Source organism: Okeania sp. (assembly GCF_983059655.1).
In genome coordinates, this window is sequence record NZ_CEZPJD010001055.1 from 1 (window position 1) to 2,240 (window position 2,240).

A 2,240-nucleotide genomic window follows, 5' to 3' on the forward strand; every position below is an offset into this window, starting at 1 on the left:
AGCCGTTAACGTAGTTATGCCCTAGCAAAACAACTGCTTTTCATCCCCTTAAAAGGGGAAGCTTGAGACCTTCTTTGTTTGATCAACGGGGGTACTTAAAATTGTGTGGGTTTATAAGACACGGAGTGGCCTATCGTTTAGTATCCCCATGCAATTTTTCCTTCTGCCTTCTTCAATTAACCATTAACATCACTATCAGCAGAATCCATAGGAGTATACTCTACATAATTTTCTGATGTTACCTCTCCATCAGTAGATGATGCTTCTGGTGGACGGCGCTTTCTAGTTCTAGGAGATGTTTCTTCCGAGTAGCTTGCTTCAGGACTAGGGCGACGAGTACGGTTATAGGATGGCCTTTCTTCAGTAGTAGGAGTCTCCCAGCTATCTCGACTACGAGGGCGAGGTAGTCTATCTTCTTGTCTATTAGTATCGCTGAAATTACCGCGACTGCGAGAAGCAGGTCTCCTATCTTCTAAATCTACAGAAGTTTCCCAATATTCAGAAGACGATCTAGTAGAATAATCTTCTGAACGAGGACTACGCTTGCGTAATCTGGGGTTTGTTTCTCCTGGTCTATCATAACTACTTCTGCGATTAGGAGGACGACGGCGGTAGTCATCCTCAAAATTATCTGGCCTAGAAGAACGATAATCTTGAGTACCTCTGATACGACGGTTAGCGGGATATTCTTCATAAGGTTCTAGTTCGTCTAAGTCTGATTCTGCATAACCATAAACAGGACTTACCGGTCTTTCTTCATCTACAATAGGGGTACGTTCTCTAGCTTGCTTAGTTGTAAGACCTCTCATTCTTATAGATTCTGCTGCAAAGAATATGGCACTACCAGTTAACAAAAACTGACCGAAAGCTAAAATAGGGTCTAATCTCCAGCCTTGGAAGAATAAAATACCTCCAGATAGTAAGCCAATTGCAGCAAAGAAAATATCGTGATCTCTAGCTAGCTTCGGACGCCATGCGCGGAGGAAGTAAAGTCCTGCTCCTGCTACGGCCAGGATTATTCCCAGGAAACTCATCCCATTAAATCCTATGTTGATCATTATTAATCTCCTAAGTAAGTTATAAATTAGTAATTCAAGTTTAAAATCTCTACCCTGACTTGGAATCTAGACTTGAAGTTATTTGGCAGATATAAAGCTTATTTAATATTTAGTTGAATATTGTATAACAGTTACCATTACTATATTTGACATATCAAAAGCTGAAAATTCAGACAACGCCAGATTTTTCCTTCTGCACATATCATCAATTTAACAAAGAAAAACCTCAGCTTGTTAGGTTTGGACAATTATATCACTGTCTCCCCTATTCTGTAGTCTGAGGCTTTCAATTTGTCTTTGTCTAAAAAAATTAGGTGAAGCTTAAAGCTAAAGTAGTTTGCTTTTAGGCCCTTCACATAACTGTTAGGTTATTTCAGAAAAAAGTTTATTCCTAAGAAGAATTCGTGATTGTTAAACTTCTAGGAAATGGTATTCTTACTTAACCTTTGCTCCAAAAAGAAAAATGTTTAGTATCTAGGGTTTAGGAACGAGTAACTTTATCCTTTTGGCTGACGAATATCAGAAAAATTGTAGCAGGAATAACTACAATTAGAGTTCCCGCCAGTAGACTTAATAAGAAGTTTGATAAAGAAGGAGTCATGGATTATTGCCCTTTGCCACAAAATTTGATTTACTTTAATTTTAAATATTATAGCGGTTTGTGATTTTTTTCAGTACAAATTTTGGTAGTAGTAAATAAGTGGGAATGGAGAGTGCTAGTCTTCAACCAACGTTGAGATAATTTGAAATACAATCAGGTAACTTATAGCAGTTTTCATTAACATAAAGTACAGAGATTTTGACTTAAAGGCAGAAGGCAGAGGGCAGAAGTTTTGTAGTCTACCTTTGTGAAAACCGCTATAAAGTTAATTTTTACTTGACAAAATTTCATTCTTTTATTGTCTTATGGACTATCTAACATTAGCTAATTGGACTCTAGGTATTGCCCTGGGGTTAATGACATTCTTATTTATCTTCCGAATAGTTCTCACATGGTATCCCCAGGTAAATATCAATCAACTTCCGTTTAATTTGATTTTTTGGCCTACAGAACCATTTTTAGCCCCCACTAGGAAAATTGTGCCTCCTCTGGGTGGGGTGGATATTAGTCCGATTATTTGGGTAGGTATTTTCAGTTTATTACGGGAGTTGCTTTTAGGCCAGCAAGGTTTATTGACAATG

General features: G+C 37.8%; 3 protein-coding genes. 1 reads left to right on the forward strand and 2 read right to left on the reverse strand.

The genetic code is table 11. From position 1 onward, the window contains the following. Nucleotides 1-176: 176 nt before the first annotated feature. Complete coding sequence (locus AC3DU7_RS31680; RefSeq protein ID WP_488043200.1) at nucleotides 177-1,058, reverse strand: Ycf66 family protein; 882 nt, start codon at nucleotides 1,056-1,058, stop codon at nucleotides 177-179. Between the two features lie 481 nt (nucleotides 1,059-1,539). Further along, entirely contained in the window at nucleotides 1,540-1,659 is a 120-nt protein-coding gene (psbX, locus tag AC3DU7_RS31685; RefSeq protein ID WP_124146589.1) for a photosystem II reaction center X protein, read from the reverse strand. Nucleotides 1,660-1,964: 305 nt separating this feature from the next. Between psbX and AC3DU7_RS31690 the strand changes: the two genes are divergently transcribed. Next, on the forward strand, nucleotides 1,965-2,240 hold a 276-nt coding region (locus AC3DU7_RS31690; protein WP_488043201.1), incomplete at its 3' end, for a YggT family protein.

What these genes read in the sequence shown, in the direction of transcription:
- AC3DU7_RS31680 (WP_488043200.1), bottom strand. Translation starts at nt 1,058, where the DNA reads ATGATCAACATAGGATTTAATGGGATGAGTTTCCTGGGAATAATCCTG.
- psbX (WP_124146589.1), bottom strand. Translation starts at nt 1,659, where the DNA reads ATGACTCCTTCTTTATCAAACTTCTTATTAAGTCTACTGGCGGGAACT.